The sequence below is a fragment of the Halorubrum wangae genome (assembly GCF_051194135.1).
Classification (GTDB): Archaea; Halobacteriota; Halobacteria; order Halobacteriales; family Haloferacaceae; genus Halorubrum.
The window spans coordinates 186,834-199,912 of record NZ_JBLZNH010000003.1 but is presented as its reverse complement, the minus strand read 5'-3'; the positions used below and the strand labels follow the sequence as shown (position 1 = coordinate 199,912).

Sequence of the window (13,079 nt, the reverse complement as noted above, 5' to 3'; positions counted from 1 at the left end):
AGTCACGAAGGGCGAACTGAGCGGTCTGAACAGCGGCGCGGGGGCTGCCTGATGGCAGTTTACAACTCGTGGGCGGATGACGTCGAGAGCGACGACGACGGCGGCACGGTCGACGCTGGCACGGTCAGCCCGTGGGCCGACGACAGCGACGACGACGACGGCGACGACGGCGGCACGGTCGACCTGAGCGGCAGCAACATGGGCGGCGACCTGCTCGACGCCTACGACGACGACAGCGACGACACCGGGAGCACGACGACAGACCTCACCACGACGGACGACGGGAGCGGTTCGGACTCGGGGGCCGACGACGAAGGGGACGACATCGCTGGGACGATCGATAACGACCGCTCGACCGACTACGGCCTCGACGACGACGAGGATCTGCCGGGCGGAAACCTCGCTGGGGGCTCCAACGTCACCGAGCAGTGGAACGAGGCGACCGGGTTGGACTGGGGCTCGTCTGGTGACGGCAGTGAGGGTGACGTGCAGCTAGACGACGTGCTCGCCGAGCAGCAGGCGGCCTACGAGGCGCGCATCGAGTCGCTGATGAACGACCTCCCCATCCCCGACCGTCTCGGTGGGTCCATCGATGGCGGCGGTCTCTCGCCGACTCTCGGCGCCGTGGCGCTGCTCGCAGTCGGCGGCGGGGCGCTCTACTACTCGGAGGCGAGCTGATGGCAGGAGCGCAGGGAGTTCAGATCGAGGATGTCGATCTGCCGGATTCGCTTAATCCGGGCGACCAGGCAACAGCCCGGATCGACATGACGAACACGAGCAACTGGATCAACCCGTGGAACGCTCAGCGCTGCAATCAAGGGAACAACTACGGGCTACTCACCGAGGGAGTGCTGGTCGGCCCGGACGGTGAGGAGTACGTCGGTGACACCGTGTGCGCCAAGCAGCACGACATTGGGGTCTCTTACGAGGCAACGTCGGAGGTGAGCTTCGAGGCGCCACAGACGGAGGGCACGCATCGATACGAGGCGTATGTCCGGATGGCTGAGACCGGTGAGGAGTCCAGCCGGCTCTCTGAGTCGATCGATGTCTTCAGCGACCCAGACGATGCGCCCGAGGAGGCACCCGACGACGGAGGGGGAAGCTGGTTCGGCGACGACGTGGACTTCGGAGGCGACGACGGAGACATGCGCCTCTCGCTGCTCGACCGGCTCTGGGAGATCGTACCGACGTGGGCGTGGGGCCTCGGCGCGGTCGTGCTCGTCGGGGTCGCCTACACCTACACGCGACCGCTCTGGTCGATCGCCGCGGGGGTGGTTCCGTCGTGACGCCGATCGTGCAGTGGATCGTCTCAGCGGCGGCGATCATCACGGCGGGTGCGACGACCGGCACCTTCGCGGCGGCGCTGGCGGTCTGGCAGCTCGCGAAACAGCACGAGCGAACCCTGCACGGGACCGAGCGAAACGACGAGTGGAACGGGCTCGTCGAGATGGTCGCGACACACCGCGAAGCGCTCGAAGCGGAGGGCGCGTTATGACGGGCGTCGAGGCCGTCGGCGCGGCGCTGTCGGGCAACACGCAGACGCTCGCGCTGATGCTCGTCGCGTTCATCGCGGGAGCCATGTGCCCGGCCTACTTCGCGCAGGAGCGGTTTCGTGGGTTTGGTCGGCTCGTGCTGGCGAAGCTCCCGTACCGTCCCCCGCCGGGCATGGACGAGGAGACCGCGATGGAGGAAGCCAGCGATGAGTGAGATCTTCGACCCCGAGGAGGAGCCGGATGGAGACGCGCTCGCGCCGCACCACTTCTACGTCGGCGTGGCGCTGGCGCTGTTCGGCTTCGCGTCGATCTGGCCGTACTACCCGGCGACGGGCGCTGGCTTCGCGTTCATCGGCCTGCTGGTCGCTCTCGACGACGTGATTGAGCATATGACCGGCTTTCCGACGCCGCTCGATCAGCTGTGGAAGCGTTTGCTCTATCCACTAATACGGAAAATCGAAACCTACGCCAGCTCAGGATAGTGAATTAAACTCAGAACTCTAGTCGCAGTTCAACCTCTTCCTCGCGGGAGGCGCCTTCAAAGTCGATATTTACTGTAAGAACATCGCTCCGTCGGGTTTCTGAACTGTGCGATAGCTCAAATGATTCCCGGAATGCTCTGTGAGGCTCTAATACACCTTCTCTCGTATTATTTGCATTCAGATTAACATCTTCGGGAGTCTCTACTGAGAGTTCCCACGGAATTGGTTCCTTCCCATCGTTTTCGATCTTGATCGTGAGTGGTTGCGTAGTCGCTCGCGATTGGAAGACTCTGATTGAGTTGGGGATAACCTTGGTGTTGACGTCTTCATATTTTTTTATTGGGCCAACGACAAACAGATTTATTACCAAGGTTATCACCCCTATAGGAGCAATTGGAACACCGTACTTAATAATGATTTGCTGCGTAACGGATGTGGAAACTCCAGTTAATAACGAACTATCTAGAGCAACCGCTAAGATGGTGTGAACGACAAAATATGCGAAGCTCGCCGATAATAGTAGTAATACAGGCCTAGCATATCTGTTCATTTTACTGATGAAGTCTACCTCAATAGACGTAGATTGCTCAAAAGAATACAAAATATTGAAGAGTGAAAAATAAACTGCTAAGAGTAGAACAACACTCAACCCAACCCAGTTATTTACAGAGCGACTGATCGCGTTGGCAGACAACAGTCCAAATATGACGAGTGTCAGTGAAAGCAGGTACTGTACCTCAAACTGGAGATCTCTCGCCATTCTAAATGTCTACGAAGTAGTCCTCGTAGGATTCAAATAAAAAGTCAAACGCTTTCTCAACCAATTCAGGTGCTTCCTCAATCTTGCCTTTTTTCTCAACACTCACTTGACCCATACTATCCGAGTATCCGCTTTTGAATGAGTACCATTTTCCGTCCAACAAGAATTCACCCTCCAATCGAACTATTCTTGAATCATGGTCGTCTCTAAACCGTCGAACTTCTTTATTTTCTATTATATCTGTTCGACCTCCAATCTTCACATCTTTCAGATTGGCTTCATCCAGCAAGAGATTCACCAAATCAATCTCCAAAACAAGTGGGTCATCGGCCCCAACTGTTCGCTGACTATGCTTTTCAACTAATCTCTCATTGAGATCGTCTACAAAATCCTGGACCAGGTCATTTGCCAGAGAGTTGGTGAAGTCACTATGGCCAACAGAAGTTGTTTCTATGCCTAGTGATTCGAATTTGCTGAGTAGTCCAGACGCTTTTGCAGTTCTTGTACAGTCGACAAAGACAGCTTCATTTTCAAAGTTAATTTCAAAACCGGTTTCGTAGAGTGTTTGCTGTTTTTTGATCTCGTTCCGCGGGGTCAAGGAGTAATTGATGGATTCTGTCCAGTGAATCCCTTTCACGAATTCCTCGCTGACCTCAGAGATCTCGAAACCCGGCTCAACTAGCTGATTATCATCATCAAAGTCAGATTCTTGATTTGATAAGACCTGTTCAACCCGTTCGTGTTCAGGGGCATCCTCTAGCCCTGAAGTTATATGATCCAACTCAGATACGTATCTACTGTAAGGTTGCCTTTCGAGCTCTATCTTTGCGAGTCTGTGTTTCAAATCCTCAAACTGCTCGTCAGTCCAGCCGTCTTGTAGAAGCTGTTCAATTAACTCACTTGATTTTCTGCTTGTGAAATTAATCTCGCGCTCATCGATGATCTTCCGTATAATGTGAATTGGAACCATCTCAAGCGCTGTCCGGACTTCTTCACTGCGAGGAGGCATTATAATAACAAAACTGAGGAGAGGGTTATATTAGTTATTATAAAACACCAGAAATATTGAGAATTACTCTGCTACAAAAACGCCTGAGTCCGCTCCTCCGTATGCTCGCTAACGACCTCCTCGACGCCCTCCCGATCCACCATCGCCTCGTGTAACGCCTCACCGGTACGCATCAGATCGGCCATCTCGTCGGCCTCCTCGATCCCCTCGTCCCACGCTTCACGTTCACCCGGTCGGAACACGCCGTGATCGTCGAGGGCGGCGACCAACTCTCGCAGATCCGCGCGATAAGCCTCCATCAGGGACATGTTTCACTTTTACTCTCCGTCCATGGCTTATGTCTTTATTTAAACACCCGATAGAGCGAGGTGTGCCGCCAAGTAGGACGCAGCAGACGATGGTGGAGCAGCGCACGAAGGAATTGGAGGATTTCAGGCGGATGTTGAGACCAGAGGCGGAGCAGGCGTTCGGCGAGGTACTGGGGATGATGGGTGCCAACGCTGGCGCTGCTGACTACCTGGAGCCGGCGACGCCGCGGCGTGGGATGGATCTCTCGCTGTACATCGAGGCGGAGCTGGAGCGCCAACAGTTGAGGGAAGAGGTTGTCAGACTGGAAGCTGAGATCGACCAGATCAAAGAGTACCTCGCCCGGGAGGCCGTCCCGCTCGAGTAGTTGTAGACAGTAAGTTTGGCTCAGTCTGGTTTATATCTAAACCAATTCAAAGTTTCCCAATAGTTTATTTTTGGTGAATTATTGTGGGATGCAACATACTCTTCTGCTCTATCTATATCTGTAAGCCAGATTTTATTATTTTGTTTTTCGACAGGTAAGTCAGGATCTTGTTCTAGGTGCAAGAGAACCTCGTTCAGATTCACAGATATTCTTCTATCGCCCTCTATATTTAATGAATATCGGTCTGATAGTTCAGAGACCTTTACTGGCCTTTCTCTCGTCGCTTCTTTTTCTATCAGGCTAGAAACAATTTTTGTAATCCCAAATTCAATAGCAATACTGTCATGCGCTTCCTTCTTCTCAGTCACAAGTTTGTAAGTACGATATCCTGCAGTCACTATCGAGAGCAACGATATCGCAAACGTGACGATACCGTCTGATTCAACCTGCCCGAGTGTGGCGCCAATGATTGTTCCAAAAATTAACAATAGCGGGGAAAATGTGTATAAAAATGGGGTTACAATATCATGAAACCAGTATAGATATTTATTTGAACTGAATGGATATATTGTTATTGTTACAACTTTTATAGTGATAAATGCGATTGTTACATATATGAAATATCTGAAAATCTGCCTTACATATGAGACCGAAGCCACAGATTCCAACAACGGGAACTGGATCATATCATTCACATAGAGTGTACCAGCAACAGTCAAGATGCCAATAGCAACAACTATTTGCAGATTTTCTGCCCGGCGTAAGGCTCTGGGACTTACCGTTCTCTCACTGTCCCCACTGGTAGAATTCTGTGGATCTGGATTACTACTCATTGCCTGACTGTTCAGAAATAAGAGATGGATCTTCTATAGCCGAGGCCATCAACTGACGGATCGCTTCCGCTCGTGTCATGTCCATTGGTACTTTTCCCTCAATTTGGGCTTTTTTCAAAGCACGGTCGAATTCCTCGAGAAACTCGTCGTTTACACGCGCTGTTACCGTCGTTGACTCCGCATCAGGATCATATGTATCGCTCATTAGCCAGTCACAGTATTTAATGAATTAATAAACTCTGGATTTTATTCCTGGAATACCGTAATACAGAGTTCCCAGAACTATTAAGTCAATCAATACTATATTCCAACCTGCATGGCGCTATCAGTCAATGTGACCGTCAACATGCCGATGGAGATGGTCGACGACGTGACCGAACAGGCCGACGAGCACGGAATGAGCCGTGCTGAGTACATCCGCTTCCTGATCCGTCAGGCGGACGACTCTCCCTTCGCGGTGCCGGAGCAGTCGCTCACCTCGACGGACTGCGAATCGAAGAAGGGCCCCGCGTGATGACCCTGACCAAAGAAGCCACACAGGGGCCCGCCGGAGACAACGAGAGCGACCGTAAAAAGCGTGCGGAGCGCGCCGCCACGTTCAGCGTCCCCGACGTGCGCAGACGGCCCGACTCAGTCGTCCGCGCCGTCGAGCTGCGCACGACGCACGGAACGGGAACGGTCGAGGTGGCCGTCTCGCCGCTCGCGACCGACACCGCGGCCGTCGACCTCGCGCGGCACCGCGCCGAGATCTCGCCCGCCGACTTCAGAACGGGGGAGGTGCTACCGGCGTGACCCGCGTGCATGTGGTCTGCCGCGACTGCGACTTTGAGACGTTGAAGACCGCGAAGACGATCGCAGTCCGGGCCGCAGGGCGTCACGAGGACGAGACCGGCCACGAGACCGATTACGAGGTGGTGGCCGAGTGACCGACGACCTGATCCCGCTTGAACCGGAGGAGGGCGTTGACCGGTTCCTCTCGCATCGCGGCCCGAAGTGGCGGGACGCGACCTACGACAACGCTGTGCATCGGATGGGCGTGTTCCTCGACTGGTGTGAGGAGCAGGGTGTCGACGACCTCAACGCCCTCACGGGGCGCGACCTGTCCGACTTCGTCGCGTGGCGTCGCGACGACGTGGCGCCGATCACGCTACAGAAACAGCTCTCGACGGTCCGCGTGTTCCTGCGGTGGGCGGCCAACACCGACGCGGTCCGCGACGGACTCGCTGAGAAGCTGCAAGCTCCGGAGCTACCCGACGGTGCCGAGTCGTCGGATGTGGTGATCGAGCCGGAGCGCGTCAAGGAGATCCTCGCGTATCTCGACCGTCACGACTACGCGAGCCGGCAGCACGCGATGGTTGCGCTGTTGTGGCGCACCGGGATGCGCCGCGGTGCGCTGCACTCCCTCGACGTGGACGATCTTCGACCGGAGGACGACGCGATCGTGCTCCGGCACCGCCCGGACCAGGGCACGAAACTCAAGAACGGCAGCGACGGCGAGCGCTGGGTCTACCTCGGTCCGCGCTGGTACCAGATCGTCGCGGACTACGTCTCTGACCGTCGCGTCGAGATAACCGACGAGCACGGCCGCGAGCCGCTGCTCACGACGCGCTACGGTCGCATCGCGAAGACGACGATCACCGACAACTGCTACCGGGTGAGCCGTCCGTGCGGCCTGTCCGGCGAGTGTCCGGTCAGTCGCGACATCGAGGAGTGCGAGGGTACCCGCGATCCGGGCCACTGCCCGGTGAAGCGCGGTCCGCACGCCTTCCGCCGGTCCGCGATCTCCGAGCACCTGCGCCTCGGAACCGACCCCGACGTGGTCAGCGAGCGGATGAACGTCTCGCTGAAAGTGCTGTATCGACACTACGACGTGCGAACGAACCGCGAGAAAATGTCGGTCCGCAAGGACCAGATACCCCGTCAGTCATGAACGCAATAATCGACACCACTGCTGATAAGTTACAGAGAAGTTACGAAAAACCTGCCTGTGACCTTCCCCGCGAGTCCACTTCTTCACTCACTTCGTTCGTTCAGGCGTTCCCTCGCGTGGTCCCGTTCGCTATCGCTCACGGGACCCCCGCGAGTCCATGAGAGGACCTCGGTAAGTCGAATGACCATCCGGCGGCGGGTTTTATGTATTCCATCTCCCCTTAGCTGCAGGAGTCGACGCGGGTTACCGGCAATCCCCGTCATCGGGAGTTGATGAGGAAACATCCCAGGGGATTCACACGTCTCGGAACATACGCCGTCTCGACGGGATCGAGGACATTGCTGTGGAACAGGTTGCGGACGCATCGCGGAGCTAACAGTGGGTGAAGGTAGATGACGAGCCGAGTCCAGAAAGTGATCGAGCATATATCGAGCGCAACACAGTCGCACTCGTCAGCGAGCCACCGACCCATGACTCTATATTCGGCCGTTGGAGTCGGCTATCGCTACGACGATTCTCAGGCCTCTCAACACATGCTCTGGAAGTACGGAAGTGGTAGTTAGAAGGGCCCGTCCGTGTCGATCGGGCGTGGCTTTCTCCTATTTTCACCGACTGAGCCACCAGCCTAGCACGACCAATACGAGTCCTGGTAACCCGCCAAGTACGATCACGCCAAACAGATCACTCATTGGGTACGGGTTGTTCCGCAAGACGACAGTCACGCCGGCGGCCACCACCGCGAGGACGACGGTGCCGACGGCCCAAGCCCACTGTTGCTCACGCAGGCTGACACCCAGCGGGTAGCCCAAAAGGGTGATCGCGAGCGCACCCGCCGGGACCAACGGGCGGGGTCGGCCAGTGCTGACGAACAGGCCGATCGTACCGACCAGCCAGACGGCGGCGGCAATCCCGACGGCCCGCGGTGGCGTTGGCCGTCCAGCACGGTAGACGGATGCACCAACTGCGAGTAAGAGGAGTCCAGCGCCGATGAGGACGATTCCGACCAGCGGCAGGAGGAAGATAGGCAACGAGACTAGAATCGCCCCCACAACGAGTAGGATCAGGCCGCCGCCGCCAAGGCGCCGAACTGTCACGGTCAGCTCCTCGCCCTTTCGCGCTGGCTCCAGAACCATAATTCAGTTAGAGACAGTCATTGCTTAGTTATTATCCACACTTGAACGGTCACACCCGGTCTTGGGGTCACCGTTGTCTCGACCGATGACGAGCCAGACCTGCAATGAGACAGATGAATCGCGCTTCGAAGTCGTGTGGCGCTGGAAGCGTCGAACACGCTTCTAGCAGGAGTTCGAACTGACGGTCGGTGAGAACATCCTCATGAGTGTGCCGGAGAGTAAGGACCTGCAGATAACGATCCGTCCACTCCATCGCCGGTTGTGTATGAGACAGCCGTAGCCATGATCGTGCTGGTGGATTGGAAGTACCGCAATCCATGCTGTATAGAGGACGTGAATCGACCGCTTCACACCTTGAGCCAAGTCTCGACCGGTGAATCACCGCGTCACCAAACGTTGATTATCATCCATGTCGAGAAGCTGGTATGGGTGCTCGCCCGACACTGATTCTCGTGGGGATGCTCATGATTGCGGGCTGTACCGCTCCTTTGAGTGGCTCGTCGCCCCCCGAGCAGAAGCCGTTCCCCACCTACCCCGAGGAGGTCACCGCCGAGAGTGTGGGTACGTACGCGAGTCAGTACGAGGCGGTCTATCGACACAATACGATTCTTGCCACGGCCGACGTAGAGACGGTGACGTCGATTACCGCGGGCTGTTCCGCGAGAAATGTGACTGAAATGGATGGCGGGTTTCGGGTCACCGTTGGATGTGAATTCGGGTGGACGTACACGGACGAAGGGAGCGAAGCTGTCGCCGACGGACGACCTTACGAGGCCACGTACTGGGTAGGGAACGGCCTCGTCGAGCGGATCGGATCGACTCTTGTCGAGGATTGAGTGACGGAGCCTTTAGATCTTGCACTACGGTCCTGACTGCAATTCGGCCATTTGTCGAGACACTGCAAGATACACCCTCTGTATTGGTCACGCCGTCGAGGCGCAGCCGAGGGGGCGAATGGACGAGCATGGGTACAGAACTCCGCGTGACTTGCGCTTCTCGAAGTCTGAGCGAGGCCGAAGGCCGAGCGAAGCTTTCAAGCAAGGAAGAGGCCCGGGATTCAACATCCCCGCGAGTCCACATCTTCACTCACTTCGTTCGTTCAGGCGTTCCCTCGCGTGGTCCCGTTCGCTATCGCTCACGGGACCCCCGCGAGTCCATCTGGATTTTACTCGACTCCTCACGACCACGGAGACGGTTGACCGCTTCCTTTTCACTCACGTTGACCCCCAAGACACCGATACTAGTACAATCGACCCCGACCAGCCTACCGAACCGCCCCGCCCACACCCCAACGCTTTCGTTCCGCGTCGCTGTCATCTCTCGCATGCGACGCCGCGAACTCCTCGCGAGCGGAACCGCCCTCCTCTCCGTCGCTCTCGCCGGCTGCGGCCATCCTCCGGTCGTCCTCGACTTCGAGGAAGCGACGACCGAGACCGTCGCGGAGTTGGTGTCGACGACGCCGGAGCCCGGATCGGAGGCGTACGAGGTCGTCGCCTCGGCCCGCGACAACGGCTCGGCGATCCGACGCGGCCGGCGCGAACTGTTCGACCGGACGAACGCAGTCCGGGTTGACGGGCGCTTCTACGAGGTCTCGGAGACGGCGATCACGAGCAGCGAAGTGACCGTCTATACGGTCACTGTCGAGGCGGCCGAGTCGAACTCCACCGCGGGGCTCCGCGAGGTCGCGTACGAGGACCTCCCCGAGACCGACCGCGAGCAACTCGGTCCGATCCTCGCCGAGGGCGAACCGCCGGACCCCGACACGGCGATCGGCGTCGACTACGGCTCCGCCGAGGAGGTCGGGAACGACTCCGTCTTCGTCCCCGAGCGACAGTACGACGTGATCGTCCGCGACGGGCGGCGGTACCGCGTCAGGGTCTCCTCGCGCACCGCCGACGAGGCCGAGTACCGCTACGCGGTGACCGAGGTCGCGCCCGACGTCGAGACGTTCGCCGACCGCGTCCGAGACCGATACCTGTTCGCGCTCACCGGGCTCTCCGCGGCCGAGCGCGCCGTCGTCGAGGAGGCCATCGAGGGGGCGTACTTCGACGAGGACGACGCCTTCCGGTCCGTGGTCGACCGACTCCGATCGCACGCGGGAGTCGACGTGACGGACTCGTACGGCACGTGGCTCCTCACGTACGAGGGGGTGGAGTACCGCGCGTACGCCGAGTGGTAGTCACCCGGTCGATCCGCTGGTCCCCCTATCGATCCGCCCGTTCCTTGGAAGCCATTAAATACTCTGAGCGAATCGCCCCGGTTATGGGCGTTTCTGACATACTCGAGGGAAACCTCACGCATCGCCAAATGGGCGCGATCATGATCGGCTGGTTGGTGCTCGTCACCATCGTCGCCGTCGGACTGTTAATCTACACGTCGATCAACTTCACGTAGTCGGGGCGACAGGGGCCGCGAACGCAACCCTCTTTTGGGCCGTGGTCATCGGTAGCCAGTATGGTTCGCGACAGCGATACACATGACCTGGACGACTCGCGGGCGACGGGCGGGGACGACGCCGACACCGCGACCGACGGGGGGACGGATCGTCGCCTCGTCGGCGGGTGGGAGGGTCGGTACTACGAGGACTTCGCGGTCGGCGACGTGTACAAACACCCGTACGGCCGGACGGTGACCGAGACGGACAACGTCTGGTTCACCAACCTCTCGATGAATCTCAACCCGATGCACTTCAACGAGGCGTACGCCGCCGAGACGGAGTTCGGCGAGCGCCTCGTCGACGGCACCTTCGTCATCGCGCTCGCGGTTGGGATGAGCGTCATCGACGTGAGCGCCAACGCCACGGCGAACCTCGGCTACGACGACATCCGCCACCACGCGCCCGTCTTCCACGGCGACACGCTGTTCGCGGAGTCCGAGGTGCTCGACAAGCGCGAGTCCTCCTCCCGCGACCACGTCGGCATCGTCACCACCGAACTGCGCGCGTACAACCAGAACGACGAGCTCGTCCTCTCGCTGGAGCGCACGCCGATGGTGCTGAAACGGTCGCACGCCAAACCGAGCCCCGCGCAGCCGACGGGTTGGCCCGAGGGGATCGGTACGCAGCCGGAGGACGTGGAGTGACTCCGTCGCCCGGACCCGACGCGCCGACCGCGAGCGATCCGCTCCCTGACGTCCGCCTCGGTGGAGACCTCCCGATCGCCTCGCCCGAGTCGGCGGCCGCGCTCGTTCCCGAAACGGCGACGCTGCTCGTCTCCGGCTTCGGCGGGGTCGGTTACCCGAAGCTCGTTCCGGAGGCGCTGGCGGCGGCCGACGACACCCGCGAGCTCACCGTCGTCTCCGGCGGCGGCGTCGGCGACGAGATCGACCGCGCGCTCGTCGAGTCGGGGGATATGGCTCGGCGGTACCCGTTCGTCCCCAACGAGACCTCGCGCGCGGCCGCAAACGACGGACGGATCCAGTTCCACGACCGTCACATCTCGCGGCTCGCGGACGAGGTGCGCTTCGGTGGGCTCCGCGCCGGTATGCGCGGCGAGTCGGTCGCCGTCGTTGAGGCGGTCGCCGTCGGCCCCGACTGGCTCGTCCCGTCCACCTCGGTCGGGCACACGCCGGCGTACGTGGGCGCCGCGGACCGGCTGATCGTCGAGGTGAACCGCGCACAGCCGGTCGAACTCGCGCGCGTTCACGACATCCACGTCCGCGACGACCCGCCCCACCGAGACCCGATCCCGCTGGACGATCCCCTCGGCGAGACCGGCGGCCCGGCGGTCCGGTTCGCTCCCGAGAAACTGGCGGCCGTCGTCGAGACCGACCGTCCCGACGACCCGTACGAGTTCCGCGAGGTCTCCCCGACCGACGAGGCGATCGCTGCCAACCTCGGCGCGTTCTTAGAGGCGGAACTGGATCGCAACCCGCTGTTCGACGAGGCGGCGAACCTCCAGTTCGGCGTCGGAAGCCTCGGCAACGCGCTGATGGGCGCGCTCGCCGACGTCGACTTCGGCGACCGCCCGGTGTCGTACGTCGGCGAGGTCGTCCAGGACGGACTCCTCGACATGCTCGACGCCGGCGACCTCCGCGGCGCGAGCGCCACGTCGCTGGCGCTGTCGGCCGAGGGGCAAGCGCGCCTCTTCGACGACGTCGAGCGCTACGCCGAGGACGTGGTGTTGCGACCGGCGGACGTCTCGAACGCCCCCGAACTGATCGACCGGTTCGGCGTGGTCGGGGTGAACAGCGCAGTCGAAGTCGACCTCTACGGCAACGTGAACGCGACGCACATCGGAGGCACCCGCGTCGTCAACGGGATCGGAGGCGGTGGCGACTTCGCGCGGAACTGTCGGCTCGGTGTCGTCGCGCTCCCGTCGACCGCGGTCGGCGGGGATGTCTCCCGGATCGTCCCGCTGACTCCCCACGTCGACCACACCGAGCACGACGCGAGCGTTATCGTCACCGAGCACGGGGTCGCGGACCTCCGGGGGCGCTCGCCTCGCGAACGAGCCGAGGCGCTCGTCGAGGTGGCCGACCCGGCGTTCCGCGAGGCGCTCGACGACTACCGCGACCGAGCCGCGGCCGAGGGTGGGAACACGCCGCACGACCTCGACACGGCTTTTTCGTGGCAGTAATCTGATCCCTTTTACCGTCTCCCGTTTATTTCTGAATTTAAAACAAGTATCTTATCTTTGATTGACTCGGTTCGTAGTTAGAACCGGCGTACTTCGGCCGCCTCACGTGATAATTCTGACTCTGACGATACCCTTTTATCAATTGGCGAGAAGAACCGATTCACATGATAGATGGTGACAACACGACGC

At 59.5% G+C, this 13,079-nt stretch carries 23 protein-coding genes; 17 read left to right on the top strand and 6 right to left on the bottom strand.

Annotated features, from left to right (window positions below; translation table 11 throughout):
• The first annotated feature begins 51 nt into the window (after positions 1–51).
• The 5 genes from ACNS84_RS11060 to ACNS84_RS11040 are packed head-to-tail and all read left to right on the top strand — an operon-like array spanning position 52 to position 1,975.
• On the top strand, positions 52–678 hold the full coding sequence (locus tag ACNS84_RS11060; protein ID WP_435074924.1) for a hypothetical protein: 627 nt from the start codon (positions 52–54) through the stop codon (positions 676–678).
• The gene (locus ACNS84_RS11055; protein ID WP_435074923.1) at positions 678–1,286 is read left to right on the top strand and encodes a hypothetical protein; all 609 of its coding nucleotides are present in this window, start codon (positions 678–680) and stop codon (positions 1,284–1,286) included. Before ACNS84_RS11060 ends, ACNS84_RS11055 begins: the two co-directional genes overlap by 1 nt.
• Positions 1,283–1,495, top strand: coding sequence for a hypothetical protein (locus ACNS84_RS11050; protein WP_435074921.1), 213 nt, complete (start codon positions 1,283–1,285; stop codon positions 1,493–1,495). Before ACNS84_RS11055 ends, ACNS84_RS11050 begins: the two co-directional genes overlap by 4 nt.
• Positions 1,492–1,707, top strand: coding sequence for a hypothetical protein (locus ACNS84_RS11045; protein ID WP_435074920.1), 216 nt, complete (start codon positions 1,492–1,494; stop codon positions 1,705–1,707). The genes ACNS84_RS11050 and ACNS84_RS11045 overlap by 4 nt, the downstream gene beginning before the upstream one ends.
• Positions 1,700–1,975, top strand: coding sequence for a hypothetical protein (locus ACNS84_RS11040; protein WP_435074919.1), 276 nt, complete (start codon positions 1,700–1,702; stop codon positions 1,973–1,975). The genes ACNS84_RS11045 and ACNS84_RS11040 overlap by 8 nt, the downstream gene beginning before the upstream one ends.
• 10 nt (positions 1,976–1,985) lie before the next feature.
• Here ACNS84_RS11040 and ACNS84_RS11035 read toward each other — a convergent pair whose 3' ends face one another.
• The 3 genes from ACNS84_RS11035 to ACNS84_RS11025 all read right to left on the bottom strand — a co-directional run bounded on the left by ACNS84_RS11035 (position 1,986) and on the right by ACNS84_RS11025 (position 4,052).
• A complete protein-coding gene (locus ACNS84_RS11035) occupies positions 1,986–2,735 on the bottom strand; it encodes a hypothetical protein (protein WP_435074918.1) in 750 nt (249 codons plus the stop codon).
• Position 2,736: 1 nt separating this feature from the next.
• Positions 2,737–3,744 carry a hypothetical protein gene (locus ACNS84_RS11030; RefSeq protein WP_435074917.1) on the bottom strand — a complete coding sequence of 336 codons (1,008 nt, stop codon included), beginning with the start codon at positions 3,742–3,744 and terminating at the stop codon, positions 2,737–2,739.
• 71 nt (positions 3,745–3,815) lie between these two features.
• Positions 3,816–4,052, bottom strand: coding sequence for a hypothetical protein (locus ACNS84_RS11025; RefSeq protein ID WP_435074916.1), 237 nt, complete (start codon positions 4,050–4,052; stop codon positions 3,816–3,818).
• A gap of 29 nt (positions 4,053–4,081) precedes the next feature.
• On the opposite strand from ACNS84_RS11025, the gene ACNS84_RS11020 reads away from it, so the two are divergent.
• Positions 4,082–4,417, top strand: a complete 336-nt coding sequence (locus ACNS84_RS11020; protein ID WP_496923253.1) for a DUF8156 family protein — start codon at positions 4,082–4,084, stop codon at positions 4,415–4,417.
• 20 nt (positions 4,418–4,437) lie between these two features.
• Here ACNS84_RS11020 and ACNS84_RS11015 read toward each other — a convergent pair whose 3' ends face one another.
• Both ACNS84_RS11015 and ACNS84_RS11010 read right to left on the bottom strand, forming a co-directional pair.
• Positions 4,438–5,250, bottom strand: coding sequence for a hypothetical protein (locus tag ACNS84_RS11015; RefSeq protein WP_435074914.1), 813 nt, complete (start codon positions 5,248–5,250; stop codon positions 4,438–4,440).
• Positions 5,243–5,455 carry a hypothetical protein gene (locus ACNS84_RS11010; RefSeq protein ID WP_435074913.1) on the bottom strand — a complete coding sequence of 71 codons (213 nt, stop codon included), beginning with the start codon at positions 5,453–5,455 and terminating at the stop codon, positions 5,243–5,245. The genes ACNS84_RS11015 and ACNS84_RS11010 overlap by 8 nt, the downstream gene beginning before the upstream one ends.
• A 111-nt stretch (positions 5,456–5,566) precedes the next feature.
• Between ACNS84_RS11010 and ACNS84_RS11005 the strand changes: the two genes are divergently transcribed.
• The 6 genes from ACNS84_RS11005 to ACNS84_RS16105 all read left to right on the top strand — a co-directional run bounded on the left by ACNS84_RS11005 (position 5,567) and on the right by ACNS84_RS16105 (position 7,739).
• On the top strand, positions 5,567–5,764 hold the full coding sequence (locus ACNS84_RS11005; protein WP_435074912.1) for a ribbon-helix-helix domain-containing protein: 198 nt from the start codon (positions 5,567–5,569) through the stop codon (positions 5,762–5,764).
• On the top strand, positions 5,764–6,042 hold the full coding sequence (locus ACNS84_RS11000) for a hypothetical protein (RefSeq protein ID WP_435074911.1): 279 nt from the start codon (positions 5,764–5,766) through the stop codon (positions 6,040–6,042). The genes ACNS84_RS11005 and ACNS84_RS11000 overlap by 1 nt, the downstream gene beginning before the upstream one ends.
• Positions 6,039–6,176 carry a hypothetical protein gene (locus ACNS84_RS10995; RefSeq protein ID WP_435074910.1) on the top strand — a complete coding sequence of 46 codons (138 nt, stop codon included), beginning with the start codon at positions 6,039–6,041 and terminating at the stop codon, positions 6,174–6,176. The genes ACNS84_RS11000 and ACNS84_RS10995 overlap by 4 nt, the downstream gene beginning before the upstream one ends.
• Positions 6,173–7,180, top strand: a complete 1,008-nt coding sequence (locus ACNS84_RS10990; RefSeq protein ID WP_435074909.1) for a tyrosine-type recombinase/integrase — start codon at positions 6,173–6,175, stop codon at positions 7,178–7,180. The genes ACNS84_RS10995 and ACNS84_RS10990 overlap by 4 nt, the downstream gene beginning before the upstream one ends.
• Before the next feature lie 272 nt (positions 7,181–7,452).
• Positions 7,453–7,566 (top strand): GIY-YIG domain-containing protein, encoded by a 114-nt coding sequence (locus ACNS84_RS16110; protein ID WP_496923252.1) that lies wholly within the window; start codon positions 7,453–7,455, stop codon positions 7,564–7,566.
• The gene (locus ACNS84_RS16105; RefSeq protein WP_496923251.1) at positions 7,563–7,739 is read left to right on the top strand and encodes a GIY-YIG domain-containing protein; all 177 of its coding nucleotides are present in this window, start codon (positions 7,563–7,565) and stop codon (positions 7,737–7,739) included. The genes ACNS84_RS16110 and ACNS84_RS16105 overlap by 4 nt, the downstream gene beginning before the upstream one ends.
• Before the next feature lie 46 nt (positions 7,740–7,785).
• Here the strand turns inward: ACNS84_RS16105 and ACNS84_RS10985 are convergent, their stop codons facing one another.
• Positions 7,786–8,313, bottom strand: a complete 528-nt coding sequence (locus ACNS84_RS10985) for a hypothetical protein (RefSeq protein ID WP_435074908.1) — start codon at positions 8,311–8,313, stop codon at positions 7,786–7,788.
• Positions 8,314–8,738: 425 nt separating this feature from the next.
• Here ACNS84_RS10985 and ACNS84_RS10980 point away from each other — a divergent pair, with 425 nt between their 5' ends.
• The 5 genes from ACNS84_RS10980 to ACNS84_RS10960 all read left to right on the top strand — a co-directional run bounded on the left by ACNS84_RS10980 (position 8,739) and on the right by ACNS84_RS10960 (position 12,890).
• Positions 8,739–9,149, top strand: coding sequence for a hypothetical protein (locus ACNS84_RS10980; RefSeq protein WP_435074907.1), 411 nt, complete (start codon positions 8,739–8,741; stop codon positions 9,147–9,149).
• Positions 9,150–9,637: 488 nt separating this feature from the next.
• Positions 9,638–10,492 (top strand): hypothetical protein, encoded by an 855-nt coding sequence (locus ACNS84_RS10975; protein ID WP_435074906.1) that lies wholly within the window; start codon positions 9,638–9,640, stop codon positions 10,490–10,492.
• An 83-nt stretch (positions 10,493–10,575) separates the two neighbouring features.
• Complete coding sequence (locus ACNS84_RS10970) at positions 10,576–10,707, top strand: hypothetical protein (RefSeq protein ID WP_435074905.1); 132 nt, start codon at positions 10,576–10,578, stop codon at positions 10,705–10,707.
• 60 nt (positions 10,708–10,767) lie between these two features.
• Positions 10,768–11,394 carry a MaoC family dehydratase gene (locus tag ACNS84_RS10965; protein WP_435074904.1) on the top strand — a complete coding sequence of 209 codons (627 nt, stop codon included), beginning with the start codon at positions 10,768–10,770 and terminating at the stop codon, positions 11,392–11,394.
• Entirely contained in the window at positions 11,391–12,890 is a 1,500-nt protein-coding gene (locus ACNS84_RS10960; protein WP_435074903.1) for an acetyl-CoA hydrolase/transferase C-terminal domain-containing protein, read from the top strand. The genes ACNS84_RS10965 and ACNS84_RS10960 overlap by 4 nt, the downstream gene beginning before the upstream one ends.
• Positions 12,891–13,079 lie beyond the last annotated feature (189 nt).

Coding starts and splice junctions, on each gene's coding strand:
- ACNS84_RS11015 (WP_435074914.1), bottom strand. CDS start 5,250: ATGAGTAGTAATCCAGATCCACAGAATTCTACCAGTGGGGACAGTGAG.
- ACNS84_RS11000 (WP_435074911.1), top strand. CDS start 5,764: ATGACCCTGACCAAAGAAGCCACACAGGGGCCCGCCGGAGACAACGAG.
- ACNS84_RS10985 (WP_435074908.1), bottom strand. CDS start 8,313: ATGGTTCTGGAGCCAGCGCGAAAGGGCGAGGAGCTGACCGTGACAGTT.
- ACNS84_RS11025 (WP_435074916.1), bottom strand. CDS start 4,052: ATGTCCCTGATGGAGGCTTATCGCGCGGATCTGCGAGAGTTGGTCGCC.
- ACNS84_RS10975 (WP_435074906.1), top strand. CDS start 9,638: ATGCGACGCCGCGAACTCCTCGCGAGCGGAACCGCCCTCCTCTCCGTC.
- ACNS84_RS10970 (WP_435074905.1), top strand. CDS start 10,576: ATGGGCGTTTCTGACATACTCGAGGGAAACCTCACGCATCGCCAAATG.
- ACNS84_RS11010 (WP_435074913.1), bottom strand. CDS start 5,455: ATGAGCGATACATATGATCCTGATGCGGAGTCAACGACGGTAACAGCG.
- ACNS84_RS11005 (WP_435074912.1), top strand. CDS start 5,567: ATGGCGCTATCAGTCAATGTGACCGTCAACATGCCGATGGAGATGGTC.
- ACNS84_RS11060 (WP_435074924.1), top strand. CDS start 52: ATGGCAGTTTACAACTCGTGGGCGGATGACGTCGAGAGCGACGACGAC.
- ACNS84_RS11055 (WP_435074923.1), top strand. CDS start 678: ATGGCAGGAGCGCAGGGAGTTCAGATCGAGGATGTCGATCTGCCGGAT.
- ACNS84_RS16110 (WP_496923252.1), top strand. CDS start 7,453: ATGAGGAAACATCCCAGGGGATTCACACGTCTCGGAACATACGCCGTC.
- ACNS84_RS11020 (WP_496923253.1), top strand. CDS start 4,082: ATGTCTTTATTTAAACACCCGATAGAGCGAGGTGTGCCGCCAAGTAGG.
- ACNS84_RS11035 (WP_435074918.1), bottom strand. CDS start 2,735: ATGGCGAGAGATCTCCAGTTTGAGGTACAGTACCTGCTTTCACTGACA.
- ACNS84_RS10980 (WP_435074907.1), top strand. CDS start 8,739: ATGGGTGCTCGCCCGACACTGATTCTCGTGGGGATGCTCATGATTGCG.
- ACNS84_RS11040 (WP_435074919.1), top strand. CDS start 1,700: ATGAGTGAGATCTTCGACCCCGAGGAGGAGCCGGATGGAGACGCGCTC.
- ACNS84_RS10965 (WP_435074904.1), top strand. CDS start 10,768: ATGGTTCGCGACAGCGATACACATGACCTGGACGACTCGCGGGCGACG.
- ACNS84_RS11045 (WP_435074920.1), top strand. CDS start 1,492: ATGACGGGCGTCGAGGCCGTCGGCGCGGCGCTGTCGGGCAACACGCAG.
- ACNS84_RS11030 (WP_435074917.1), bottom strand. CDS start 3,744: ATGCCTCCTCGCAGTGAAGAAGTCCGGACAGCGCTTGAGATGGTTCCA.